Annotated in this window: 28 protein-coding genes and 2 pseudogenes; 13 read left to right on the forward strand and 17 right to left on the reverse strand. The window is 62.9% G+C overall.

Translation table 11 applies throughout. The features are described 5' to 3' along the window. Nucleotides 1-97: 97 nt before the first annotated feature. Nucleotides 98-1,717: a chaperonin GroEL gene (gene groL / locus SAMIE_RS20525; RefSeq protein ID WP_008829923.1), complete on the reverse strand. Its 1,620-nt coding sequence runs from the start codon at nucleotides 1,715-1,717 to the stop codon at nucleotides 98-100. Nucleotides 1,718-1,770: 53 nt separating this feature from the next. Next, nucleotides 1,771-2,085 carry a co-chaperone GroES gene (groES, locus tag SAMIE_RS20530; protein WP_008829924.1) on the reverse strand — a complete coding sequence of 105 codons (315 nt, stop codon included), beginning with the start codon at nucleotides 2,083-2,085 and terminating at the stop codon, nucleotides 1,771-1,773. Between the two features lie 271 nt (nucleotides 2,086-2,356). On the opposite strand from groES, the gene SAMIE_RS20535 reads away from it, so the two are divergent. The 5 genes from SAMIE_RS20535 to SAMIE_RS20555 all read left to right on the forward strand — a co-directional run bounded on the left by SAMIE_RS20535 (nucleotide 2,357) and on the right by SAMIE_RS20555 (nucleotide 3,927). Further along, nucleotides 2,357-2,593, forward strand: coding sequence for a hypothetical protein (locus SAMIE_RS20535; RefSeq protein ID WP_008829925.1), 237 nt, complete (start codon nucleotides 2,357-2,359; stop codon nucleotides 2,591-2,593). After that, nucleotides 2,590-2,859: an usg protein gene (locus tag SAMIE_RS20540; RefSeq protein ID WP_008829926.1), complete on the forward strand. Its 270-nt coding sequence runs from the start codon at nucleotides 2,590-2,592 to the stop codon at nucleotides 2,857-2,859. The genes SAMIE_RS20535 and SAMIE_RS20540 overlap by 4 nt, the downstream gene beginning before the upstream one ends. Then, nucleotides 2,856-3,254, forward strand: a complete 399-nt coding sequence (locus SAMIE_RS20545) for a hypothetical protein (RefSeq protein ID WP_008829927.1) — start codon at nucleotides 2,856-2,858, stop codon at nucleotides 3,252-3,254. Before SAMIE_RS20540 ends, SAMIE_RS20545 begins: the two co-directional genes overlap by 4 nt. A 44-nt stretch (nucleotides 3,255-3,298) precedes the next feature. Next, the gene (locus SAMIE_RS20550) at nucleotides 3,299-3,529 is read left to right on the forward strand and encodes a hypothetical protein (RefSeq protein ID WP_036528742.1); all 231 of its coding nucleotides are present in this window, start codon (nucleotides 3,299-3,301) and stop codon (nucleotides 3,527-3,529) included. Between the two features lie 125 nt (nucleotides 3,530-3,654). Then, the gene (locus SAMIE_RS20555; protein WP_397587088.1) at nucleotides 3,655-3,927 is read left to right on the forward strand and encodes a DUF1971 domain-containing protein; all 273 of its coding nucleotides are present in this window, start codon (nucleotides 3,655-3,657) and stop codon (nucleotides 3,925-3,927) included. A gap of 54 nt (nucleotides 3,928-3,981) precedes the next feature. On the opposite strand, the gene SAMIE_RS20560 is transcribed toward SAMIE_RS20555, so the two are convergent. The 3 genes and pseudogenes from SAMIE_RS20560 to SAMIE_RS20565 all read right to left on the reverse strand — a co-directional run bounded on the left by SAMIE_RS20560 (nucleotide 3,982) and on the right by SAMIE_RS20565 (nucleotide 6,422). Next, a complete protein-coding gene (locus SAMIE_RS20560) occupies nucleotides 3,982-5,259 on the reverse strand; it encodes an ATP-binding protein (RefSeq protein WP_066701762.1) in 1,278 nt (425 codons plus the stop codon). A gap of 88 nt (nucleotides 5,260-5,347) precedes the next feature. Beyond that, a complete protein-coding gene (locus tag SAMIE_RS24175; protein WP_169800216.1) occupies nucleotides 5,348-5,617 on the reverse strand; it encodes a PAS domain-containing protein in 270 nt (89 codons plus the stop codon). Nucleotides 5,618-5,627: 10 nt separating this feature from the next. Further along, a pseudogene (locus tag SAMIE_RS20565) lies at nucleotides 5,628-6,422 on the reverse strand (alpha/beta fold hydrolase). Nucleotides 6,423-6,645: 223 nt separating this feature from the next. Between SAMIE_RS20565 and SAMIE_RS20570 the strand changes: the two are divergent. Beyond that, nucleotides 6,646-7,596 carry an NAD(P)/FAD-dependent oxidoreductase gene (locus SAMIE_RS20570; protein ID WP_066701760.1) on the forward strand — a complete coding sequence of 317 codons (951 nt, stop codon included), beginning with the start codon at nucleotides 6,646-6,648 and terminating at the stop codon, nucleotides 7,594-7,596. A 33-nt stretch (nucleotides 7,597-7,629) separates the two neighbouring features. Here SAMIE_RS20570 and SAMIE_RS20575 read toward each other — a convergent pair whose 3' ends face one another. Next, complete coding sequence (locus tag SAMIE_RS20575; RefSeq protein ID WP_066701758.1) at nucleotides 7,630-7,893, reverse strand: hypothetical protein; 264 nt, start codon at nucleotides 7,891-7,893, stop codon at nucleotides 7,630-7,632. 103 nt (nucleotides 7,894-7,996) lie between these two features. Between SAMIE_RS20575 and SAMIE_RS20580 the strand changes: the two genes are divergently transcribed. Next, complete coding sequence (locus SAMIE_RS20580) at nucleotides 7,997-8,185, forward strand: hypothetical protein (protein WP_066701756.1); 189 nt, start codon at nucleotides 7,997-7,999, stop codon at nucleotides 8,183-8,185. A gap of 78 nt (nucleotides 8,186-8,263) precedes the next feature. Here the strand turns inward: SAMIE_RS20580 and SAMIE_RS24010 are convergent, their stop codons facing one another. From SAMIE_RS24010 to SAMIE_RS20590, 3 genes are all read right to left on the reverse strand, one after another. After that, the gene (locus SAMIE_RS24010; protein ID WP_267886517.1) at nucleotides 8,264-8,398 is read right to left on the reverse strand and encodes a hypothetical protein; all 135 of its coding nucleotides are present in this window, start codon (nucleotides 8,396-8,398) and stop codon (nucleotides 8,264-8,266) included. After that, the gene (locus tag SAMIE_RS20585; protein WP_066701755.1) at nucleotides 8,395-8,727 is read right to left on the reverse strand and encodes a PilZ domain-containing protein; all 333 of its coding nucleotides are present in this window, start codon (nucleotides 8,725-8,727) and stop codon (nucleotides 8,395-8,397) included. The genes SAMIE_RS24010 and SAMIE_RS20585 overlap by 4 nt, the downstream gene beginning before the upstream one ends. 91 nt (nucleotides 8,728-8,818) lie before the next feature. Further along, nucleotides 8,819-9,598 carry a transglutaminase-like domain-containing protein gene (locus SAMIE_RS20590; protein ID WP_066701754.1) on the reverse strand — a complete coding sequence of 260 codons (780 nt, stop codon included), beginning with the start codon at nucleotides 9,596-9,598 and terminating at the stop codon, nucleotides 8,819-8,821. Between the two features lie 155 nt (nucleotides 9,599-9,753). On the opposite strand from SAMIE_RS20590, the gene SAMIE_RS20595 reads away from it, so the two are divergent. Continuing rightward, complete coding sequence (locus SAMIE_RS20595) at nucleotides 9,754-11,259, forward strand: ABC1 kinase family protein (RefSeq protein WP_066701752.1); 1,506 nt, start codon at nucleotides 9,754-9,756, stop codon at nucleotides 11,257-11,259. Between the two features lie 39 nt (nucleotides 11,260-11,298). Here SAMIE_RS20595 and SAMIE_RS23860 read toward each other — a convergent pair whose 3' ends face one another. From SAMIE_RS23860 to SAMIE_RS20615, 4 genes and pseudogenes are all read right to left on the reverse strand, one after another. Beyond that, nucleotides 11,299-11,538: a response regulator gene (locus SAMIE_RS23860; RefSeq protein WP_305851986.1), complete on the reverse strand. Its 240-nt coding sequence runs from the start codon at nucleotides 11,536-11,538 to the stop codon at nucleotides 11,299-11,301. Nucleotides 11,539-11,627: 89 nt separating this feature from the next. Then, nucleotides 11,628-11,795 (reverse strand): annotated as a pseudogene (locus SAMIE_RS20605) (Na+/H+ antiporter); the annotation flags it as partial. A 31-nt stretch (nucleotides 11,796-11,826) separates the two neighbouring features. Continuing rightward, nucleotides 11,827-12,135, reverse strand: coding sequence for an alkylphosphonate utilization protein (locus SAMIE_RS20610; RefSeq protein WP_011950649.1), 309 nt, complete (start codon nucleotides 12,133-12,135; stop codon nucleotides 11,827-11,829). Nucleotides 12,136-12,149: 14 nt separating this feature from the next. Continuing rightward, nucleotides 12,150-12,473, reverse strand: a complete 324-nt coding sequence (locus SAMIE_RS20615) for a helix-turn-helix domain-containing protein (protein WP_008829942.1) — start codon at nucleotides 12,471-12,473, stop codon at nucleotides 12,150-12,152. A gap of 97 nt (nucleotides 12,474-12,570) precedes the next feature. Here SAMIE_RS20615 and SAMIE_RS20620 point away from each other — a divergent pair, with 97 nt between their 5' ends. The 4 genes from SAMIE_RS20620 to acpP all read left to right on the forward strand — a co-directional run bounded on the left by SAMIE_RS20620 (nucleotide 12,571) and on the right by acpP (nucleotide 15,880). Continuing rightward, nucleotides 12,571-14,178, forward strand: a complete 1,608-nt coding sequence (locus tag SAMIE_RS20620) for a phosphoenolpyruvate carboxykinase (RefSeq protein ID WP_048938212.1) — start codon at nucleotides 12,571-12,573, stop codon at nucleotides 14,176-14,178. 58 nt (nucleotides 14,179-14,236) lie between these two features. Continuing rightward, the gene (locus SAMIE_RS20625; protein WP_048938211.1) at nucleotides 14,237-14,656 is read left to right on the forward strand and encodes an acyl-CoA thioesterase; all 420 of its coding nucleotides are present in this window, start codon (nucleotides 14,237-14,239) and stop codon (nucleotides 14,654-14,656) included. A 62-nt stretch (nucleotides 14,657-14,718) separates the two neighbouring features. Further along, the gene (locus SAMIE_RS20630; protein WP_305851985.1) at nucleotides 14,719-15,426 is read left to right on the forward strand and encodes an HD-GYP domain-containing protein; all 708 of its coding nucleotides are present in this window, start codon (nucleotides 14,719-14,721) and stop codon (nucleotides 15,424-15,426) included. A gap of 217 nt (nucleotides 15,427-15,643) precedes the next feature. Continuing rightward, nucleotides 15,644-15,880, forward strand: coding sequence for an acyl carrier protein (gene acpP, locus SAMIE_RS20635; protein ID WP_066701786.1), 237 nt, complete (start codon nucleotides 15,644-15,646; stop codon nucleotides 15,878-15,880). Between the two features lie 73 nt (nucleotides 15,881-15,953). Here the strand turns inward: acpP and SAMIE_RS20640 are convergent, their stop codons facing one another. From SAMIE_RS20640 to SAMIE_RS20650, 3 genes are all read right to left on the reverse strand, one after another. Beyond that, complete coding sequence (locus SAMIE_RS20640; RefSeq protein WP_066701749.1) at nucleotides 15,954-16,577, reverse strand: HdeD family acid-resistance protein; 624 nt, start codon at nucleotides 16,575-16,577, stop codon at nucleotides 15,954-15,956. Between the two features lie 13 nt (nucleotides 16,578-16,590). Further along, nucleotides 16,591-17,292, reverse strand: a complete 702-nt coding sequence (locus SAMIE_RS20645) for a Bax inhibitor-1/YccA family protein (RefSeq protein WP_066701784.1) — start codon at nucleotides 17,290-17,292, stop codon at nucleotides 16,591-16,593. 196 nt (nucleotides 17,293-17,488) lie between these two features. Beyond that, a complete protein-coding gene (locus tag SAMIE_RS20650) occupies nucleotides 17,489-17,806 on the reverse strand; it encodes a hypothetical protein (protein WP_232037463.1) in 318 nt (105 codons plus the stop codon). A 74-nt stretch (nucleotides 17,807-17,880) separates the two neighbouring features. Between SAMIE_RS20650 and SAMIE_RS20655 the strand changes: the two genes are divergently transcribed. Beyond that, nucleotides 17,881-18,090, forward strand: coding sequence for a hypothetical protein (locus SAMIE_RS20655; RefSeq protein WP_066701781.1), 210 nt, complete (start codon nucleotides 17,881-17,883; stop codon nucleotides 18,088-18,090). A gap of 8 nt (nucleotides 18,091-18,098) precedes the next feature. Here SAMIE_RS20655 and SAMIE_RS20660 read toward each other — a convergent pair whose 3' ends face one another. Continuing rightward, on the reverse strand, nucleotides 18,099-20,909 hold the full coding sequence (locus SAMIE_RS20660; RefSeq protein WP_066701741.1) for a conjugal transfer protein TraG N-terminal domain-containing protein: 2,811 nt from the start codon (nucleotides 20,907-20,909) through the stop codon (nucleotides 18,099-18,101). Between the last annotated feature and the right edge of the window lie 6 nt (nucleotides 20,910-20,915).

Genomic DNA, 20,915 nt, shown 5'->3' on the forward strand with positions numbered 1-20,915 from the left:
TGCGCGCAATCCTGTAAGAAAGCCCGGAAATCCCTCTCGCTATGCTGAATAATGATGAGGTGACAGGGCCGGCCGCGCCGGCCCTGTCGGTGGAGGATCAGTAGTCCATGGCCGGCATGGGCGCGGCCTTCTCATCCTTGGGTAGCTCGGCGACCAGCGCTTCGGTCGTGATGAGCAGGGATGCGACCGAGGCCGCATCCTGCAGCGCGGTGCGCACGACCTTGGCGGGATCGATGACACCCGACTTCACCAGGTCCTCATACTGGCCGCTCGCGGCGTTGAAGCCCCAGTTATAGTCGTCGCTTTCGAGCAGCTTGCCTACGATGAACGCGCCGTCCTCACCGGCATTGTCGCAGATCTGGCGCACCGGCGCGCGCAGGGCGCGGCGAATGATGTCGATACCGGACTGCTGGTCGTCATTGGCTGCCTTGAGGCCGTCGAGCGCCTTCAACGCGCGGAGCAGCGCGATGCCGCCGCCCGGCAGAATGCCTTCCTCGACAGCGGCGCGGGTCGCGTGCAGCGCGTCGTCAACCCGGTCCTTCTTCTCCTTGACCTCGACCTCGGTCGCGCCGCCCACGCGGATCACGGCAACGCCGCCGGCAAGCTTGGCCACGCGCTCCTGGAGCTTCTCGCGGTCATAGTCGCTGGTGGTCGTCTCGATCTGCGCCCGGATCTGCGCCACACGGGCGTCGATCTCCTCGCGCGCGCCGGCGCCATCGACGACCGTGGTGTTGTCCTTGTCGATGATGACCTTCTTGGCGCGGCCGAGCATGCCGAGCGTGACGTTCTCGAGCTTGGTGCCGAGTTCCTCGCTGACCACGCTGCCGGCGGTGAGAACCGCGATGTCCTCAAGCATGGCCTTGCGACGATCGCCAAAGCCCGGCGCCTTGACGGCCGCGACCTTGAGGCCGCCGCGCAGCTTATTGACGACGAGCGTGGCGAGCGCTTCGCCTTCCACGTCCTCGGCGATGATGAGCAGCGGCCGGCCCGACTGCACCACCTGCTCGAGCAGCGGAATGAGCGCCTGGAGGTTCGAAAGCTTCTTCTCGTGGATGAGGATGTAGGGATCCTCGAGCTCGACCTTCAGTTTCTCGGCGTTGGTCACGAAGTAAGGCGAGAGATAGCCGCGATCGAACTGCATGCCCTCGACGGTCTCGAGTTCGGTCGCGAGGCTCTTGGCCTCTTCGACGGTGATGACACCCTCATTGCCGACCTTTTCCATCGCTTCTGCGAGGATAGTGCCCACTTCGGCATCGCCATTGGCCGAGATGGTCGCGACCTGGGCGATCTCGCTGTTGGCCGAGACCTTCTTCGCGTGCGCCTTGAGGTCCTCGACGACCGTCGTCACGGCGAGGTCGATGCCGCGCTTCAGGTCCATGGGATTCATCCCTGCCGCGACCGCCTTCGAGCCTTCGCGCACGATGGACTGGGCCAGCACGGTGGCGGTGGTCGTGCCGTCACCGGCCTTGTCGTTCTGCTTGTTGGCGACCTCACGCAGCATCTGTGCGCCCATATTCTCGAACTTGTCCTTCAGTTCGATTTCCTTGGCGACGGTGACGCCGTCCTTGGTGATGCGCGGCGCGCCGAAGCTCTTCTCGATGACCACATTGCGGCCCTTGGGACCGAGCGTCACCTTGACGGCGTTGGCCAGCGTATCGACGCCGCGCAGCATGCGATCGCGCGCGTCCGAGGCGAACTTCACTTCCTTGGCAGCCATCTGCCTAACTCCTTTCCTTTGTCCTTCCTGATTTCGAGGGACGGGGCGGCCCGTCAGGCCGCCTGCTTGAGCTCGGCGACGGGCTCGATGATGCCGAGGATGTCGCTCTCCTTCATGATGAGCAGATCCTCGCCATCGATGCGAACCTCGCTGCCCGACCACTTGCCGAACAGCACCCGGTCGCCGGTCTTCACCGTGGTGTCGGTGAGCTTTCCGTTTTCGTCGCGAGTGCCTGGACCGACCGCGAGGACTTCACCCTCCTGCGGTTTTTCCTTGGCGGTGTCGGGGATGATGATGCCGCCCGAGGTCTTCTCCTCGGCTTCGATGCGGCGAACAAGCACACGGTCGTGCAAAGGGCGGAAATGCATGGGCAAAGCCTCCGGTTGCAAAACAAGAATGATGATCCCCGCCGTTCATCGGAACGACAGGTTCCCGGGAACTAAGAAGCTCAATTTGCCCCTTCAAGACCCTCATGAAAATTTTTTGGCACTCAATGGAACGGAGTGCCAATCGCGTCGATCTCAATGGCTTAGAGATGAAAAAACGTCTTGACGCGACTCCGCATCGTACCAAAATCTGGAGGGTGCGGATGAGGATGTCCGCCACGAAAGACAGGAGCGACAGGAAAGGAGGCTGACTATGTCGCAACCATTTTCCCGTTTTCTTCATCCCTTCGACGTCGCGCACCATCCTGATCTGGAGCCCGAGGTCAAACGCGCCATCCTGGCGTCGTGGGCATCGGACAGATCGGCCGTGCGCGACAAGCCAGCGCTGCGAAAGCCGCGCGGTGCCAAACGCGCCGTGCCGATCGACGAAGTGCTCGCGGCCATGCGCACGCTGGACGAGGGGGATTCAGGTCAAACCAGCTTGCAATGAGCGACCGCGGTTTTCTGGCGCAGCTGCAGGGCTACGGCATGACAACGGCGGAAATTCACTATTACCGCCCTGACGCGCCGTCACTCCTGCAGCTCTTTGTCTGGCAGGAATATGATCTCGCGCCCGACTTTCCAGTGTTGTTCGACTTCCTGGACCATTGGCGGCGCGAGATCACCGCCGCCCTGCATTCCGTGCGGATCGCCCATGAGCAGCTGATCCGACCCACCGAATGGAGCGCGGTCGACGGGATACTCTCGATACGATGAAACAGGCGCTGATCCATAGGCTCAAGGGCCGGGGCAAGGGTGTCCGCCTCACCTTGCCCTTCGACGATATCATGGAGTTCGCGATTGCGTTGCTGACGGTTGGTCCCGAGGACCTGGAGGCGCTGGGCTGGACCTTCGCTGATCGCAAGCGCTTCCTGGATCATTTTCTTGCGTCCGGTCGGGCCGCGCAGGGCGTCGCTCCTGAGCATCTCGGGCAAAAATCCATCGAAATCGTGGTGCCGCGCAAGGATCTCGATCGCCTGCATCGATTTGCGGTACGCGAACTGCCCAAGGCGGCCAGCAATGCCGCCATGCTCGACCGGGTGATCCGCGCGCTCGATCAGGCCGCGCAGCGCCAGGATGCCGGCAAAAGGCGAACGCCCGGGAAATCCTGACGACGTCGCCACTTCATTCACCATCCAATGAAAGGAGACATTCCATGCGTTATCAGCTGTTTCGCGACGACGACCATAGCCAGCGGGTCGCTGAGAGCGATGAATTCCAAAGCGAGTTCAAAGCGACCGAATGGGCGCGCGCGTGGGTGAAAACCAACGGCGATCACGATCGCTACCGCTTCCAGCAGGTGGACGGCGGCCGGCCCATGCTCTTGCTGAAGACCGTTGCCGGACAATGGTATGTGATGCCGCTCGCCGAGCAGGTTGCGGCATAGCCGATCTGGCCGGGTCCGCGCCCTTCCCCTCTCGCACCGGGCCTCGCCGTGGATTAGGCTTTCCAAGCGCCATGGTTCCCGGTGCGCCACAGCCACAGGCTCTTCTCGAGCCACAAGCGGACGACATGATGCCCGAACCCTATCGTTCAACGCCAGTGTTCGATCAGGACACAATCCCCTCCGGACTGCGCGGCAATCATCGAACCAAGGCGGGGGTTTGGGGCGTCATCCGCGTCCTGGAAGGCGCCCTGTGTCTCACCTATGTCGAGCCGCGATCCGAAATCGTTCTCGAACCGCGTGTCGTGGGCGTCGTGAAACCCGAGCAGGAGCATTTTGTCACGCCGCTGGGCAACGTGCGGATGCAGGTCGACTTCTACAATGAACCACCCCATGGGTGAGGCTGTGCCCAACTTCCAGAGTCCTTGGTATGCTTGAGCGCGGCAGGGCCGCTTTCAGGGTCCGATGCCGATCCGCGCCAGGGCCTGCGTCAAATCGCCTTGCCGGAAGGATTTGGTCAGGCGCGCGAGATCGGGGTCGATGCTGTCTGAATCGGCGTAGCCCGAGATGATGAGCACCGGCATCGGCTGACGCGCGCGAAGCGCCCGCGCCAGTTCGGTCCCCGTCATGCCGGGCATCAGATGATCGGTCATCAGAAGATCTGGCGTGAGACCCTCGTCCACCAACCGCAGCGCGGCCGCGCCGCAATTGGCCTCGATCACGCGATAGCCCATTTCGGTGAGCATATCGGCGGTTATCGTGCGGATCAGGTCTTCGTCGTCGACGAGCAAGACCATTCCGATCTCCCGTCGCTCGGGTGCTTGGGTGTTCGATACCGGCGCCGTGCAAGGCTCTTGCGGCGCAAGCGGCAGCCACAAGTCGATGCAGGTGCCCGACCCCGGCTGGCTTTTGATGCCCATGTGTCCGCCGAGCTGGGCCGCCAGGCCATGGACCATCGACAAGCCGAGCCCCGTGCCTTTGCCAACGCCCTTGGTCGAGAAGAAGGGCTCGATTGCGCGCGCGAGGGTCTCCTCATCCATCCCGGTACCGGTGTCGGCGACCGAGAGCCGCACGCGCGGCGCTCCTGCCTCACCCCGCGCGTTCGCCTCGAAGGTCACGCCGAGGGTCAAGGTGCCGCCGCCTGGCATTGCGTCACGCGCGTTGACTGCGAGGTTCAGCAGCGCCATCTCGAGCTGGTTCGCATCCGCCAACGCGCGGGGCGTGGTTTCATCCACGTCGAGGCGGACCTCAATCTGCGGGCCTGCGGTGGTTTCGATGAGGTCGGCCATGCCCTGGACCAAAGCTGCGACGTCGACGGCGACCGGCTTGAGCGGCTGCCTCCGGGCAAAAGCGAGCAGCCTCTGCACCAGCGTTTTTGCCCGTTCCGCGGAGGCGAGCGCTCCGGCAATCGTGGGCTTGGCGCGGTCATCGCCAATCCCCCGCCGCTCAAGCATGTCCAGGCCGCCGATGATGGGCGTCAGCAAATTGTTGAAGTCGTGCGCAACGCCCCCGGTCAGCGTTCCCATCGCTTCGAGCTTCTGGGCATGGCGCAGCTGTTCATGGGCCTGGTTGAGCGCCGCGGTTCGTTCGGCGACGCGGGCCTCCAAGGTCTCGTTAAGATCGCGCAGCCGTGCCTCGCTGATCTTGAGCGCTCGGGTGCTCTCCTCGGCTCGTTCGCGCGCCGCGACCAGATCCCGCTCATAGGATCTGCGATCGGTCGCATCGACGAGCATGACCCGCGTACCGACAGGTCGGCCCTCCACATCCACTCGCCGCCATTCCGTCAGGACCGGCAAGCGCCGGCCTTCAGCGCATCTCAGATCAATGGCGACCTGCCGGACGACGCCCTCCCTGTGAAGAAGCGGCGACACATGGGTCTCGGAAAAAAATCCGACCGGCCGGCGTCAGCACATCCTGGATTTTCCGACCGACCACATCGGCTTTGCCGACTCCCAGCCATGACAATAGCGTCGCGTTGATCCTGACAACGCGCAGCCGGCTGTCGAGCGTCACATAACCGCACGGGGCATGATCGTAGAGATCGTCGAGCGTTTCTTCGGGAGGCTGATCGTCGGGTGGCGGCTCGGACACTAGGGGCGCCTCAGCTATCCAGAAACTGGCGCATCGCCTCGATGGTCTCGGCCGGCGCGCTCATGTGCGGACAATGGCCGGTAGCCGCCATGATATGTAGCTGCGCATTGGGCATTCGCGCCGCCACATACTGCCCGACCTCTTCGGGGGCGACCATATCGCTCATCGTTTGGAGGACGAGGGTCCGGGTTTCGCATTTTGGTAAATCGGAGCGGTGGTCCGAAAGAAACGTCACGCGCGGGAAATGGGCCGCGATGCTGGGATCGGTGCGGCAGAAACTCTCGCCCAGATCAGAACCGAGCTCGGGCCTGTCGGGATTGCCCATGATGGCGCGGGATCCGTCACGCGCCCATTCGAGAAAGTTGCTGTCGATCACCTCAAGCAGTTCATCCAGGTCCTGGCGCGAAAATCCGCCCTTGTAGCCGGGCTCGTCGACATAGCAGGGCGAGGGACACACCATGATGAGGGAGGCGAAGCGATCCGGCTGCTCGATCGCGGCAAGCATACCCATCATCCCCGCGACCGAATGACCCGCAAAGATGACGTCGGAAAGGTCGAGTGCGTCCAGAACCTCCAGAATGTCGCGCTTCTAACCGTGCAGGCTGCTATATTTTTCTGGATCGAAGCCGGAAAGGTCCGACTGGCCCGCGCCGACATGATCGAAGGCGACCGTCCGGTACTCGGTCGAAAAGGCGGGAATGACGTCCTTCCAGGCCTGTTGGTCGCACCCGAAGCCATGGGCAAATACAATTGTGCGACGGCCGCTGCCAGAGACGGTCACATTGTTTCGCTGAAGCACGCTCATTCGTTCCGCACCAACTCCGTCCGTTATTTCCGGTGGCTTATATCTTCGTACATGCGCGGCGCGGGTGCAAGAACTTGCGAGCCTTGGCCGCCGCGACCGGTCTGGTCCGTGGACGAATGGTTGGCCTGCGCGACCCATTCTCCTATAGCGGGCACGCGGATCGCCCGTACATGATCGGGCGTTAACCTCCCCAGGGGTATTTGCATGCAGTCTGCTGGCCACAATGCCCGATCCTGAGACCTTGCGCCGCAGCCGCGCAGCACCTGATGATCTGGATTGTCTGGTGATCGGAGGTGGGCCCGCGGGCCTCACGGCGGCGATCTATCTCGCCCGCTTCCATTTGCGGGTCGTGATCGCCGACGCCGGCGCCAGCCGGGCCGGCCTCATCCCCCTCACCCGTAATCACGCCGGCTTTCCCGAGGGTATTGCCGGGGCGGACCTCCTTGCTCGCATGCGCGAGCAGGCTCTTCGCTATGGCGCGACGCTCGCCCAGACCTCGATCGCGCGGCTGGAGCGGGCCGGAGACGATTTCGTGGCCCATGGCGAAACGAACGCGTTCAGGAGCCGGACCGTGCTGCTGGCCACTGGCGTTTCGAACCATCGGCCCCCAATGGATGAGGCGATGCACGCCCGGGCGCTCGAGCAGGGATTGCTGCGTTACTGTCCGATCTGCGACGGCTTTGAAGTGACCGATCAGCGCGTCTGCGTTCTGGGGACTGGCGAGCGCGGGGTGAAGGAGGCGATCTTCCTGCGCAGCTATTCCCGCGACCTGTCTCTGATCGCTCCGGCCGGCGCGCATGATCTGTCCGACGAGCAGAGAATGGCGCTGCGCGATGCCGGAATCGCCGTCGTGGACGGGCCCTGCGCCAGCTTCGCGATCGGGGAGAACGCCATCGAGGTCGCGACGCCCGCCGGCACGCAGACTTTCGCGAGCCTCTATCCTGCGCTTGGATCGACGATCCATTCTGAGCTGGCGGTCGATCTCGGCGCCAAGGCAACGGACGATGGCTGCCTGGTGGTGGACAGCCACCAGCGCACCAGCGTGCCGGGCCTCTATGCGGCCGGCGACGTCGTCCTGGGGCTCGACCAGATCAGCCATGCAATGGGCGAAGGGGGAGTCGCAGCGACCACCATTCGCAACGACCTTGCGGAGCGCTCGCCGCTTCGCCGATAACCCCTGACCGTTCTTTGAGGGGACGGGCCCCTTTCAGCCGTCCTTGCCGCCCGAAATGACCGTGAACGGTGCCCCCTCGATGCCGCAGTTGCGGATCGCCTCCACGAACCCTTCCGTCATGAATCCCTCATAGCCCGGGACCAGATGGCCGCATTCCTCAACAAGATCGCCAAGGCTATCGGGACTATGGCGGCCCGACAGGAGCGCATCGCGGGCGAAGGCGCCCTGCAGCCGGATGAGATCGCGCCTGAGGTCCTGGACCACCGTGGCCAAAGCGTCGAGATCTTCCTGGGCCATGCACCGCTATAGCGCTTTACCGTAGCATTCGACAGCGTAATAAAATTTCTCTCGTCCGGGCCGCAGCCGCCCGGGGCGGGGAACACCGCGATGAAGAACGAACATGTCGATACCGATCTTGGGCAGTACCATGCTGCCAAGGCTCTGCTCGCGCTCGCTCAGGCTGAAGACCGTGCCGCCGCTGCTGCTGCTTCGCCCGGTGAGCGCGGGCCATGCCGCGGCCTGCTGGATGGCGCTTCAGGAAATGTGGCGCCTCCTCTCCGGCCTGCCTGCCAAAGAGACGCTTCACTGACCAGATATCGAGCGACCCCTCCTGCAGACTTTCCTCGCCTCGCATTGTGGCGAGACGCCGCGGGACGGGCGGCCATCGTCAGGGGAGCAAGCGGACTGAGCTTTCGTGGAAGGAGAGCCAGCGCGCCCGCAGCGTTTCCGCGCTCGAACCGGTCCCCGCCATTCCGGCATAGCCCGCGCCGACGATCGCGGCCAGGAACAGAAATGTCTTCATGCCGGCTTTTCTTCCGCCGAAACCGTGCCGCGCAGCGCTACGATATGATCGCGTAGCGGTTCGTAGAGCGGCCAGTCGAAGGATAATCCCGCCTCGTCGCCGGCGACCCAGCGTACTGTCGCGGGAATACCCTCCAGGCCTTCCAGGCGAAGGGTTACCATTTGTGCGGGAGCGACCCGCTGGCCCCTGGTCACCAGGCAGCAGCCGCCCCGCGACAGGTTGGAGACGTGCCCGGCGATCTTGCTGCGGAATGTTCGGCAGACGGCCGTGGCCGCAATCGCCTCACGCGGAAACTGTCTTTCATCGCTCTTGCCGGCCGCATGGTTCACATGTCGCCCCCCGTACGGCCCTGTCTGCGCCAGCTGTGTAAAGGATCGGTGAAGGGCGCCCTTTCCGCGCAGAATTGGCCTTGCCGGGCGGTCAGGACGCGGCGGCGACTTCGACGGTCTGGCTGTTCAGGACGGCGCGGCCATAAGCGGTGAGGAACGCGACGTCGGCTGCATCCCGGCCCACGCCGATCTTGGCAATTGCGGCTTCCTGCGCCATGCCGGTTGCATCGACCAGATGCCATTCGCCGCCCAGGAACACCTCTGCCACCGCATGAAAATCCTGGGGCTCGACGCCGAGCGCATAGACGCTGGCGATACGCGCCGGGATCCCCGCGGCCCGCACCAGGGTGATCAGAACATGGGCATAGTCGCGGCAGATGCCCTGCCGGCGAATGAAGGTGTCGGCGGCGGTTGTGTCCGACGTACTGGCGCCCGGCACATAGCTGAAGTGGCCATGGACCCAATCGCGCATGGCAATGACTTTCTGGCCGCCCTCCAGACTATCGAATTCAGCGCAGACGAAGGACTGGAACTGGTCGGACGGACAATAGCGCGAGGGCATCAGATATTGTGCGGTTTCGCCCGGCAACTGGTGGGGCGGGATCGCTGGCAGCGCCAGGCAATCGTCGAGGATTCGGTTGATCGAAACCGTCGCATGGTAGTCGACGCGCAGTTCGCTGCCGACGCGCACCCAGATCCGCTCCCCGATCATATCGTGCGCGGCGACACGCGCGAAATGATCCGTCTCCGACAGGTCGATGTGCGCTTCCTCGATCGATTGCTCGGGGATCGCCGCGGCTTCGAGCTGCAGGAGGACGTCTGTCGGCCGGTCGAACCGATAGTCGAGCTGGGCATGAATGGCGATCTCCATCAGGATCCTTCGCGTAGCAAGGCGCAGCCCTGCACGACGCGCGGGATGGCTCTCACGAAACACGCCCTTGCTTCCTACGTTCCTGCCGGCGCACCGCGACCCTCGCGAAAACGTCGCCCCTTCGTTTCCGGTGCGCAGCCCCTATCTCTGGGGCCATGTTGAAAAGCTTGATGGTAGCGGCCCGAGATCGGGACCGCCTTGCCGAGGTCACCGGGGTCCTGGCGCGCTATGGCCTCGACACGGCGATCGACCGGCTCGGCCTGGGCGGAAAGGATGCCCTTTCGGGCGAGGCAGCGGCGCTGCCCGCACGCACACGGCTGGCGCTGGAGGAATTGGGTCCCACCTTCGTCAAGCTCGGGCAAATTCTCGCCACGCGCAGCGATCTTCTTCCTCCCGACTGGATCACCGAATTGGAGCGGCTTCACAGCCAGGCGGCGACCCTCCCGTTCGAAATGGTGCGGCCCACCATCGAGGAGGCTTTGGGAGAACCTGTCGGCAAGGCGTTCGCCGCGTTCGATCCCGAGCCGCTTGCCGCCGCTTCGATGGCGCAGGTCCACCGCGCCCACCTGCACGATGGTCGCGCCATCGTCCTCAAGGTCCGGCGGCCCGGCATCCGTCCCCGCATGGAAGCGGATCTGCGCCTCATCGCCGAGTTCGCGGCGGTACTCGAGCGGGCCAGTGCGGAAATCCGGCGCTTTGCGCCCACCGCGCTCGTCCAACAGCTCGCTTCCGCAATCCTGGAGGAACTCGACTTCACCAACGAGGCCCGCAATGCCGACCGCTTGCGCGCCGATCTCGCCGGCAACGCGCAGGTCGTCATTCCCCGGATCCACTGGGAATGGACCTCGGAAACGCTGCTCGCCATGGACTATATCGAAGGGGTCGCGCCGCGCTCGGCAGAGGCCCTCGTCCAGGCGGACATCGATCCCCACGCGATCGCATCGCTCGGCGCCCAGGTCGTGCTCGACATGGTCCTTCTCACCGGGCGGTTCCATGCCGATCCCCACCCCGGCAATCTCCTGTGCTTGCCCGGAAACCGCCTCGCCTTGCTGGATCTAGGCCTGATTGGCCATGTCAGCCCCCGGCGCCGGGAAGAGCTTTTGCGCTTCGTCCAGGCTATCAATATCGGAGATCCGCAGGCCTTGGCGGAGACGCTCGCCCTATGGTCCGCCGGTGAGAGCCCGCCTCGCGAGCGGCTCCTTCTGGCGGCCGAACAGCTTGTCGCCCGCCATGGCGGCATGCGCCTGGTGCTCGCCACCCTGGTCAACGATTTTTTCGCGCTCATGCGGCAGGAGCGGCTGACCGTCCTGCCCGACCTGCTGCTTATCTTCAAGGCACTGGTGACGCTCGATGGCGTGCTCGCCAACATCGCCCCCGGCTTCGACCTGACCCTTGCCCTGCGGCAGGCTGCCGGGCGCATCGTTGCCTCGCGGCTCGATCCCGCTGCCTGGACCCCGGTACTCCAAGGTCTGCTGCTCGAGATCACAAGGATCGGGCAGGATGGCCCGCGGCTGCTGAGGCTGATCATCGAGCGGCTGGAGCGCGATCAGTTCATCCCTCTGCAGCGTGGGGGCACGGAGATCGCCGCGGCCGGGCGGTGGATCGCGGGCGCCATTGTCGCAGGATCCCTCATCCTCGCGACCGCTCTGGCGCTTTTCTAAGGCGACCCGATGGAGGCTCGCCGCTTCGCGGCTGCCTTTTCAGGCGGCCGAGAGGGGGTCTTCGATCACGCGGAGCAATTCGCGATGGTCGACCGGCTTCGAGACAAAGACAGCATCGTTGGGCAACGCGCCTTGCTCAGGCCGAACGGCGCCTGAGGAAACGATAAGAGCGATGGGAGGATAGGCATCGCGAATATAGCGCGCCAGGCGCAAGCCATCCATCGATCCGGGCATCTGGATATCGGTGACGACGATCCGGATCGAGGGCAGCGCCTGCAGGACCTCAAGAGCCTAGGCGGCGTTGGAAGCCTCCTCAACCGTATAGCTCTCGCCCTCCAGGAGATCGACAAGGATCATCCGGAGCACCGGAATATCTGCGGGTCGAGCGTGACCCGCCAGTCCGCGGCCAACCCGATGAGCGCTCCAAGTCCAATCTGAAACAACGGCCGGGGCAAGGGCAAGGGCAGCATTCGGGACAGTATGCCGCTCAGGATCACCGCGAGCAGCAAAAGCAAGACGATCGAGATGACTTCCAACAGGGTTCCTCTTTCTTAGCGCCAGGCAGGCTCAGCGCTTACGGACGAATTCGGCGCGCAAAACGAGGCCCTTGATGCCCTCGTAGCGGCAATCGATTTCCTGGGCGTCGCCGGTCAGGCGAATGGACTTGATGAGCGTGCCGCGCTTGAGCGTTTGGTTGGCGCCCTTGACGGTAAGGTCCTTGATCAAGGTGACGCTGTCGCCATCGGCAAGAACATTGCCTACGGCATCGCGCACTTCGACCGCATCGCCCGGGTCTACCGCGCGGGCCTTCGCATCCTGCGGGCTGATCCATTCGCCGGATGCTTCATCATACACATAGTCGTCCGAACTGCTCATCATCATCCCTTGGTTCACTGCGGCGGCGTCGCGCCGGCCTCTTCCTGGTCGTACAACAGCGACGGCACGGTGCCGGCGGAGCGACCGGACTTCGTCTCGCGCAGGCGCACGCCGCGTCCCACCCCGCTGCTCGGCGCGTTCTCGCCGAGCAGTTCAATGCCGGCGCTTTCAAGCGCGCCGATCACTTTTACCAAGGTGTCGACCACGCCGCGAACCTGCCCCTCCGAGGCTTCCATGCGCTGGATGGTCGGCAGCGAAAGCTGCGCGAGCTGGGCGAGTTGGCGCTGGTCAATCCCGAGAAGGGCGCGAGCCGCACGCATTTGTTGCGAAGTGATCATGCGCCCTCATGACGTATGAAACATCAAATTGCAATCTTATCCAATCACAGATCATGTGTGATAAGGCTTGCTAAACCAGACTCTTAAGGATCGACAATTGGCCTCCCAAGTTTTTCCCATCGCTTTCGCGCCTCGAGCTTCCAGCACGCTGCATCGCAATCTGGGCACCGCGCCCCTGATCGAGCAGGCGCCGCGCCGGGGAGAGGGCGTGCTTTCGCGCGACGGAGCCTTCGTTGTCGCAACGGGCAAGCACACCGGCCGTTCCGCGCAGGACAAGTTCATCGTCCAGGATGGCGAGACCGAGGCGGCGATCTGGTGGGGCAAGACCAATGTTCCCATGTCGCCCGAGCATTTCGCGGCGCTCAAGCAAGACTTCCTGGGCGCGCTGGGCGCCAAGGACACCGTCTTTCTTCAGGATCTCTTCGGGGGCTCGCAGAGCGAGCATCGCATTGCGGTACGGGTCTACACCGAGCTCGCCTGGCACAGTCTCTTTGTTCGGACCCTGCTGGTTCGTCCCAGCACCGATGAGCTCGCGACGTTCGTGCCTGAATATACGATCATCGACCTGCCGAGCTTCCGGGCCGATCCTGAACGCCATGGCTGCCGCAGCGAAACCGTGATCGCGGTCAATTTCGCGCAGAAGCTCATTCTGATCGGCGGTACGGCCTATGCCGGCGAGATGAAGAAGTCCGTCTTCAGTCTCCTCAATTACTTGCTGCCCGAGAAAGGCGTGATGCCGATGCATTGCTCGGCCAACATTGGCCCCAAGGGTGACACCGCCGTCTTCTTCGGCCTTTCGGGGACCGGCAAGACGACCTTGTCGGCAGATGCGAGCCGCACGCTGATCGGCGACGACGAGCATGGCTGGTCGGACAGCGCCATCTTCAACTTCGAGGGCGGCTGCTATGCTAAGGTGATCCGTCTGTCGGCCGAGGCGGAGCCCGAGATCTACGCCACTACGCGCCGCTTCGGCACGATCCTCGAAAATGTGGTGATCGATCCTGAAACGCGGATCATCGACCTGGATGATGACAGTCTCGCCGAAAACAGCCGGGCCTCCTATCCGATCGAATTCATTCCCAACGCGTCGGCCGACAATCTCGGGCCTGTACCCCGCAACATCATCTTCCTGACGGCCGATGCCTACGGCGTCCTGCCTTCAATTGCGCGGCTGACGCCCGAGCAGGCCATGTATCATTTCCTCTCGGGCTACACCGCGCGCGTGGCAGGCACCGAGATCGGCGTGACCGAACCGACCGCAACCTTTTCCACCTGCTTCGGCGCGCCGTTCATGCCGCGTCATCCGTCCGTCTACGGCAATCTGCTCAAGGATCGCATCGCGCGAGGTGACGTCAAATGCTGGCTCGTCAACACGGGCTGGACCGGCGGGAGCTACGGCACCGGCAAACGCATGCCGATCAAGGTGACCCGCGCTCTTCTCAATGCCGCGCTCGATGGCAATCTCGACGGCGTCACCTGCCGGATCGACCCGATCTTTCGGTTTCAGGTTCCCGTCGCCGCGCCCGATGTCGACGACACCATCCTCGACCCGCGCGAAACATGGGCGGACAAGGCTGCCTATGACGCAACCGCGGCCAAGCTCGCGCGCCTGTTCGCCGAGAATTTCGTGCAGTTCGAGGATGCCATCGATCTCTCCGTCCGCAATGCCGGGCCGCGCGTCGAACTTCACGCCGCCGACGCTTGATCACCAACGTCTCGATAAGGGAACGGCCTTCCAGCCTGCTTGTGCTATGACAAGAACCATGACCACCGCGATTCTCCACGCTTTCGAGATAGGCATCGATCCCTCCGACATCGACTTCATGGGTCACGTCAACAATGCCAGCTACCTCAAATGGGTACAGGATGCCGTACTCGATCACTGGCGCTCGCTCGCACCCAGGGAGGCCGTCGCGGCCCATCTCTGGGTCGCGCTCAAGCATGAGATCACCTATCGGCGTCCGACCTTTCTCGACGACCGCGTCATCGCCGCGGTCCTGCTGGAAAAGGTTCAGGGCGCCCGCGCCTTCTACGATACGGTGATCCGCCGAGGCGAAGAGGTGCTCGCCGAAGTGAAGTCGAGCTGGTGCTGCATCGATGCGGCCACCCTGCGTCCCGCCCGCCTGGCGCGGGAGGTGATCCAGCACTTTTTCACCGCCGATCCCCCTGGCGCTGCAGCTTGAACATAGCTGCCCACCAGCCCGTCTGGGGGCATCCGAACCGAATAATGAGCTTCCGGTATAAGATGTCCGTTCCGGGCACCGTCCTCGACAAGCCGGGCTCGCTGAACAATGACGAATTCGAGATCATCCGCGCGCATCCGCAAAAAGGGCACGAGCTTCTGCTGATGACCGAGGGCATCTCACCCATCGCCCTCGATGTCTGCCTGCACCATCACGAACGCGTCGACGGCACCGGCTACCCGTTCGGTCTGACCGCGGAGCAACTCTCGCTTCATGCACGCATGGGCGCGGTGTGCGACGTCTATGATGCGGTAACCTCCCGGCGCCCCTACAAGGATCCCTGGACGCCGTCCGATGCCTTGGCGAAAATGCTCGAATGGGAGGGCCATTTCGATCCCCACGTGCTCGATGCCTTCATCTCCAGCATCGGCATTTATCCTGTGGGCACACTCGTGCGCCTGCGCACCAATCGGCTCGGGATCGTCGTCGCCGGTAATGCGCGCGAACCGACCATGCCCGCCGTGCGCGCTTTCTTCTCCACGATGGAGCGCGAGTTCCTGCCGCCCGAAACCTTCATCTGCTCGGCGACCCTGAAAGGCGATGCCGCAATTGGTATCGAAAACGGCGAGGCGTGGTTCGGTCCGCGATGGCCCATTATCCAGGCGTTCGTGCTCGATAATCGCATGCCGACGGCCGATCTGATCGGGACCGGCCAAGCCAACATCGCTTCGCCGGCACTGGACCAACCGCGCGTCGCGACGGGAAATTGATCGTTCTGGGTCACAGTTGCCGCCGCGATGCCGACGGTGCCCTCATCGCTACATGCTGACGCAAATCTCTGAAGAACGGGCCTTGGCTTTGCGAGTGGCTTGCCCTCTCGAAGCCCCCCAGTTTCCGCGACTCTGCGTGACGTTTGGGGGCTCTTTCGTCTAGAGAGGGACAGAGAATGCCATGCGGCATCCGCCAGCATGGCCCGCGGGCAAAGACATGACTGATACTGATACGCGCGTTGCAAACCTGGTTGCCCAGCAACTGGGTGTCGATCCCGACAAGGTGAGGCCGGAATCCCGCTTCATGGAGGATTTGGGTGCGGACAGTCTGGATGTCGTCGAGCTTGTCATGGCGATCGAGGAAGGCTTCGATGTCCAGATACCGGACGATGATGCCGAGAAGATCGTGACGGTGAGGGATGCCGCTCTCTATATCGAAGCCGCGATGGTCTAACGCGCCTGCGGCGCCACCCACGGGATCGATGCGGCGAACCCAAGTTTCGACTTGGGTCGCCGCACGCTTCCTTTTACGCCGCCACCGCCTCTGGATCAGGTCCCTTGTGGCCCTGTCGCGAAGCCCGCAGCCGCCAGGCAAGGCTGATCAACAGCCCGCCCCCGAGCAAGGCCCAGGCGCCGATAAGCCATGCGACGGACAGGATCGAGGCGATCGGCTGCAGATAAAGCAGGACCAGTATCGCGACGCCTAGCCCGACGGTGATCGTGCCGGAAAGGGCGAGGAGCACTTCCCCGCGGATTTCCTTGCGCAGCCGAACCGCCGCGACGATCTCGAGCAAGCCGACCGCTATCGCCCAGGCAGCAACCAGAACCAGTGTCGCCAACGCGTAGCTGACGGTGAATTCCAGCGGCAAGGCTACGAAGAGGCCGGCTGCTACAAGTCCGAGCACGCCGCGCAGGACCAAGGCGATCCACCGGTCCTCCTTGTGCGCGGCGCCCTGTATCCCGGCAATCAGTGAGGCGATGCCGTCGACGCCAGCAAAAGCGGCAAACAGCATCGTGAAGGCAAAGAGTGCGCCCGCAGGGAAGAGCAGCGCCGCTATGCCCAGCGCCAGAGCCAGGACACCGCGAACCATCATCCATTTCCAGTTTTGCGCCACCAGCGGAACGCCGCGCCAGAGCGAGGTATCGTGCATGTGCCGTCCTCCTTTACTCGCGCCGCTGACCCATGAAGGTCAGCAGCAACTGGAACAGGTTGATCAGGTTGAGATAGAGCGAGAGTGCGCCAACGATGGCGAGTTTGCTTGCCTCTTCCTGCCCGGCATAGGCATAATACTCGTTCCTGAGACGCTGCGTATCCCAGGCCGTCAGGCCGGTGAACACCACGATGCCCGCGATCGAGAACAGCATCTGCAGCGTCGAGGATCCCAGAAACAGATTGACGATGCTGGCCGCCACGACAGCGAGCAGACCCACCATCACGATCGGGGCCCAACGCGACAGGTCAGCGCCGGTGGTATAGCCCCAGAGGCTCATCGCCGCGAACACCGCCGCGGCCGTAAAGAAGGCGAGTGCAATGCTCTCACCCGTGAACATTAGGAAGATGCTGGCCATCGAGATGCCCATGACGCCGGCGAAGACGAAATAGGCTGTCCGGGCCATGGCGGCCGACATCTGATGTAGGCCGAACGATAGCAGAAGTACGAAGGCCAGAGGCGCAAAGATCGCCACCCACTTTAGCGGCGTGCCGAATATGGGCTCGTACAAGGCCGGCGTGGACGCGACGCCAAACGCGACCAGACCAGTAAGGGCAAGACCAAGCGCCATGTTGCGATAGATGCCGATCATGTGGTTTCGCAGGCCGGCATCGAAGCCCCGGTCGATGGGGCTTGCCCTGCGCTGCGAAGGCATCGTCCGATTGAACAATGAATCCATAGCTCTCTCCATCGATTAAGACGACAGATCGCGCGGGCGCAGCGAGAGGCTTATAGCGAACCGCAACACCGAGCACGCCCGGTGCGCCGACCTGTCGTTCAGCGCGACAAGCCCGGCCCACGAACCGAAAAATGTGTTTCGGTTTCCGGGGTTTCAAGACCTGTGCCCCGCTCTATCCGGTCGTATAAAGGACACCCGCGAGCGAAACGCAGAACACGGACAGCCACATGAAAATCTGGCTGAAGACGTGCATTACGACGCCGACCCAGCTGTAGTGCCGCCTGAGCACGGCGGCCGATCCAACGGCGACGAAAAAGACGATCAGTGCCGACGCGGAAGGTGTGGGATCACGTGAGAGCGTTTCGTCGAACAACGGCAGCAGCCCTAACGCTGAAACGAGGAGCCACGAGAACATAAATGCCAGGTTGCCCGACAGGTCGAGGTCCTGATTTACAGGGCTGCCCCGCTTTAAGGCCGCACTTTTGATCACGGTATTGTCTCAATTGTGCGAGGTTGTCCTGAATCTGTTTCGCCGGTATATTCATGGTGACTTTGGAGGATCTCATGGGCCAGCATGCTCGGTTTGATATCGACACGTATAATCAGACGAAGAATCTGAGTGGCGGACCGGTGGTTGGGGTCGTCTATGAGGAAATCCCCTTCATTGAACCTGCGACAGATGAGCAAGGGAATGTCACGCGGTCGGGAAAGATTGCCTATCTCGTGGCGTATGCCGTAGCGGCAGTCGCACTCGGCTATTGGTTTTGGATGTAGGCGACCGCTCACTTTCTGAGCTCGGGGTCCAGGAAGAACCCTTTATTTTGTCCCTCGTTGACTTCCGACTGGACACGGGCCGCTCCTTCTAAATTCGCCGCTCTGCCCGCCTGCGCAGATGCTCGATCTCCATCTAGCGAAGCTTTACCTGATGAGATAACGGCAGCGGCTGCGCCCGGATTACCGGCACCCGGCCCAGCCGGAATGCCGCCAGCACCATGCGGATGATAAGTCGCCCTGACATCGGCTGCGGACGACACGCGGGTGCGGTGTACGTCAACAAGATCCGGCTCGTTCAGGCTTCCGCGAATTTCCTCGTAGATCGCTTCACGCTTCTCCGACATCCACCGCTGGACCATCTCATCCCGGACACTGCGCTGATGCTCGGAAAGATCCGTCGCCCAGATCTCCGGAGCGTCCAGGCCAGGATTTGCAACTTGCTGTGCGCGGTACCAGTTCGCGAGGTCCTGGCTGAGGTTCGTGCTGAGCTGCATGCCGTGGCTCTCGGCCCAGCTGGCGTCGCGGGATAGCTGCTGGGACAATTCCTCCAGCTTGCGCGCGGACTCCTGATATGAACGCGCACGGGAAAGAGCGTCTTCAGTGCTCACCGAAGCCGACGAAGTCTGCGAGGCGCGACTGAACACGCCGCTCCGGCTGTAGGTACCGTCTGAAGAACTCGCGCCGGTGCCGTTCGAATGTTCGTCGCGTACCCCACTGGAAGCGGTGTTGGAGCTATCGGTGGAATTGGTTTGTCCGGTGGAATGCTGTAGCTGATCCTGTTGTGTACCGGATTTCGAAACGGACCCACTTATGCTTGGAAGCGTGCGGCCTCCGCGACCTCCTTGCGTCCCCGCCCCGGTCCCGGTCGGGCCGCCGAGCCCCCCGCCCAGCGCTCCATTTATTTGATCCGCCGCTATGACATTCCGATCATGACCGTTCGACACCCGCTGCGACTGCCCGATCGAGGATCTGTCTTCCAGCCCCTGGGAACTGCTTCCCGTTCTCCGGTCGAACTGTTCGATCGAAGTGTTTGCCTGACGGCCGCTGCTCGAATCCCATCCCGACGACCGCTCGGTCGAGGTTCCAAATGCGCTGCGATTGGTATGGGTTGAGGTCAGAATGTCGTTTGCGGCGTTTTCATAGGCCTGCGACTGACGGTGCGCCTCGTTTGCCATTTCGCGCCATTCGGCGACGGCCCCCGACGACATTGTCGGCGTGAATGCTAGGCGCGAAATAGCGCCGCCCGTATCGAAGACCTCTTGCCCGTTGCCAAAGCCATTGATCAGCGCGCCATTGTCCTGGCGCCAACTCGTCATCGGCGCGCCGCCCATATAGCTCGGCGCCTTGGTCCACTGGTCGCTCTGCTGCATGTTGGACGTCGAATTCGCCCAGCTGACATTCCCATAGGAATAGTTGCCCGTCGTCTGTTCGAGGGCAGCGGCTTCGGCGGCGTTCTGTGCGGGCGCGAGCATGGACATGGACTGGCCGGCGATAGACATCGCGCCGCGTGCCAGTCCGGCCGCGAGGAAAGGGACGGACATCAGCATGAATCCTGCGATCGTCGCAGTCTCACCGTTCACGGCGCCGATGCCCGCGAACGTGCCAAGCGTAACGCCGCCCGAGGCGATGCCGGTCGCTGCGGTCTCGGCGCGCGTCATGCAGATCATATGCAAGATCACGTAAAGCGGGCCCCAGGCAGCCAGGTAGAAGAAGCCGACAGCGTAGCCCTTGAGCGCGCTCAGCCCGGTTTGCGGCATGAGGAAGAGCGGGAAGATGACCGGGAACATCGCAAAGAACACAACTGTCAGAACGATGTTGAGGATGGGCACCCAGGCCATCGCCTGTTGCGCAATCGAATTGTAGGTATTGCGGGCCTGTACGTCGGCACGGGTCTGCGCGAACGTGTCGATCGCCGCCGCCCCCGTGCCACCCGCCATGGAGTTGCGCGCCTGCATGAATGCGTTGATCGCAGTGTTCTGCCGCATATAGTCGGCGTAGCTGCTTCCCGACCCCGTGAAAGCCTGGTTCACAATAGGAACATCATGCTTCAGCTTGTCGGCAGCAAGCGCGTTGCTGAGCTTGGGGTAGACCTCTTTCGCCCAGATCGGGGTGTTAGCCTCGATCATGTTGGCCCACTGACCCGAAAGACCTTCATAGGCCTGGCGGCACGTCACGATATAGCTCGTGACCGCGCCGCTGCCGTCCTTTTCCAGCCATTCCTGGGAGCGTGCTTCCGAGCCCGGGCCAATCGCGGCCCAAAGATCCTGCGCCTTCGACAGCTCGGTCAGCGATTTCTGGTTGAGCATGACGTCGCCGAACACACAGTTCTTGAAATGCTTCTCGAGATTGGTCGCAAACTCGGCGTCGCGGATTACGAAGTTGCGCGTCGCATCGAACAGCCTCGCGCCATAAACCATGCCGTTGGTCGTGTAATTGAGCTCGCCGGGCATCACGAACACGGTCTCGGCGGTGCGTGTCATCCAATCGCCGATCTGCGTGGTGAAGCTCGCCAGCACGCCCAGTCCCAACGGTACGTTGTCGATCGTCGCCGGCGCGAGCGACGGATTTACCCTGTCTGTTACCTTGATGTCGACGGTCGGCACCATGAGGCACAGGTAGATCGCCGTGGCCTGGAGAAACCAGTTCATCCACGCTTTGTAGTTGAGCGTGAAGGCCACAACGAGAAGCGAATAGATGAGGCCCATGACCATCACGACCCGGAGCAGCGCGCGATAGCCCCCGCCTCCCGACCAGGCCGCTACAGCATTGAAGGTATTGACCAGATATTCGCCGCCACCGACCGTGAAGACCTCTAGCATCGCCTG

Source organism: Sphingobium amiense, from assembly GCF_003967075.1.
Classification (GTDB): Bacteria; Pseudomonadota; Alphaproteobacteria; order Sphingomonadales; family Sphingomonadaceae; genus Sphingobium; species Sphingobium amiense.

Bases quoted from the DNA above. Each gene is read 5' to 3' on its own strand.
- groL (WP_008829923.1), bottom strand. From the start codon at position 1,717: ATGGCTGCCAAGGAAGTGAAGTTCGCCTCGGACGCGCGCGATCGCATG.
- groES (WP_008829924.1), bottom strand. From the start codon at position 2,085: ATGCATTTCCGCCCTTTGCACGACCGTGTGCTTGTTCGCCGCATCGAA.
- SAMIE_RS20535 (WP_008829925.1), top strand. From the start codon at position 2,357: ATGTCGCAACCATTTTCCCGTTTTCTTCATCCCTTCGACGTCGCGCAC.
- SAMIE_RS20540 (WP_008829926.1), top strand. From the start codon at position 2,590: ATGAGCGACCGCGGTTTTCTGGCGCAGCTGCAGGGCTACGGCATGACA.
- SAMIE_RS20545 (WP_008829927.1), top strand. From the start codon at position 2,856: ATGAAACAGGCGCTGATCCATAGGCTCAAGGGCCGGGGCAAGGGTGTC.
- SAMIE_RS20550 (WP_036528742.1), top strand. From the start codon at position 3,299: ATGCGTTATCAGCTGTTTCGCGACGACGACCATAGCCAGCGGGTCGCT.
- SAMIE_RS20555 (WP_397587088.1), top strand. From the start codon at position 3,655: ATGATGCCCGAACCCTATCGTTCAACGCCAGTGTTCGATCAGGACACA.
- SAMIE_RS20560 (WP_066701762.1), bottom strand. From the start codon at position 5,259: ATGCTCGTCGATGCGACCGATCGCAGATCCTATGAGCGGGATCTGGTC.
- SAMIE_RS20570 (WP_066701760.1), top strand. From the start codon at position 6,646: ATGCCCGATCCTGAGACCTTGCGCCGCAGCCGCGCAGCACCTGATGAT.
- SAMIE_RS20575 (WP_066701758.1), bottom strand. From the start codon at position 7,893: ATGGCCCAGGAAGATCTCGACGCTTTGGCCACGGTGGTCCAGGACCTC.
- SAMIE_RS20580 (WP_066701756.1), top strand. From the start codon at position 7,997: ATGTCGATACCGATCTTGGGCAGTACCATGCTGCCAAGGCTCTGCTCG.
- SAMIE_RS24010 (WP_267886517.1), bottom strand. From the start codon at position 8,398: ATGAAGACATTTCTGTTCCTGGCCGCGATCGTCGGCGCGGGCTATGCC.
- SAMIE_RS20590 (WP_066701754.1), bottom strand. From the start codon at position 9,598: ATGGAGATCGCCATTCATGCCCAGCTCGACTATCGGTTCGACCGGCCG.
- SAMIE_RS20595 (WP_066701752.1), top strand. From the start codon at position 9,754: ATGTTGAAAAGCTTGATGGTAGCGGCCCGAGATCGGGACCGCCTTGCC.
- SAMIE_RS20610 (WP_011950649.1), bottom strand. From the start codon at position 12,135: ATGAGCAGTTCGGACGACTATGTGTATGATGAAGCATCCGGCGAATGG.
- SAMIE_RS20615 (WP_008829942.1), bottom strand. From the start codon at position 12,473: ATGATCACTTCGCAACAAATGCGTGCGGCTCGCGCCCTTCTCGGGATT.
- SAMIE_RS20625 (WP_048938211.1), top strand. From the start codon at position 14,237: ATGACCACCGCGATTCTCCACGCTTTCGAGATAGGCATCGATCCCTCC.
- SAMIE_RS20630 (WP_305851985.1), top strand. From the start codon at position 14,719: ATGTCCGTTCCGGGCACCGTCCTCGACAAGCCGGGCTCGCTGAACAAT.
- acpP (WP_066701786.1), top strand. From the start codon at position 15,644: ATGACTGATACTGATACGCGCGTTGCAAACCTGGTTGCCCAGCAACTG.
- SAMIE_RS20640 (WP_066701749.1), bottom strand. From the start codon at position 16,577: ATGCACGATACCTCGCTCTGGCGCGGCGTTCCGCTGGTGGCGCAAAAC.
- SAMIE_RS20645 (WP_066701784.1), bottom strand. From the start codon at position 17,292: ATGCCTTCGCAGCGCAGGGCAAGCCCCATCGACCGGGGCTTCGATGCC.
- SAMIE_RS20655 (WP_066701781.1), top strand. From the start codon at position 17,881: ATGGGCCAGCATGCTCGGTTTGATATCGACACGTATAATCAGACGAAG.
- SAMIE_RS20660 (WP_066701741.1), bottom strand. From the start codon at position 20,909: ATGCTAGAGGTCTTCACGGTCGGTGGCGGCGAATATCTGGTCAATACC.